This window comes from Martinezella calliandrae (assembly GCF_030272695.1).
GTDB lineage: Bacteria > Pseudomonadota > Alphaproteobacteria > Rhizobiales > Rhizobiaceae > Rhizobium > Rhizobium calliandrae.
In genome coordinates this window covers 1-475 of the sequence record NZ_JARFYN010000205.1, presented here as the reverse complement: position 1 = coordinate 475, position 475 = coordinate 1, and the positions used below count along the sequence as shown (strand labels likewise).

Sequence of the window (475 nt, the reverse complement as noted above, 5' to 3'; positions counted from 1 at the left end):
CTGATCCCTACTGAAAGAGCGCAGCGATTGAAGGTTGAAGGGCGCACTTACGAGTTGCTGCGCAACTCAGCGCTCGAAACCTTGCCTTTGGGGCCAAAGCTTTTGCGACCGGGGAATTCGATTTGGCGATCTATCATTGCAGCATGAAGCCGATTGGGCGCAGCGGCGGACGCAGTGCGGTGGCGGCCGCGGCCTATCGGACGGCAACAAAGATCCTCAACGAACGCGATGGCCTGACACACGACTTCACGCACAAGAAGGGCGTCGAGCATTCGGAGATCGTCTTGCCCGAGGGTGTCGATGCGAGCTGGGCGCAGGATCGCTCGAAGCTTTGGAATGCGGCGGAGCGCGCTGAGAAACGCAGCGACGCCCGCGTCGCCCGCGAGTTCGAGCTGGCACTTCCGCATGAACTCAACGCTCAGCAACGGCTTTTGCTCGTGCGCGACTTCGCCCGCGATCTCGCCAACCGCTATGG

General features: G+C 61.3%; 1 protein-coding gene. It reads left to right on the top strand.

The genetic code is table 11. From position 1 onward, the window contains the following. Window positions 1-122 precede the first annotated feature (122 nt). The coding region (locus tag PY650_RS36750) for a MobA/MobL family protein (protein WP_285885023.1) at window positions 123-475 on the top strand (353 nt) is incomplete at its 3' end.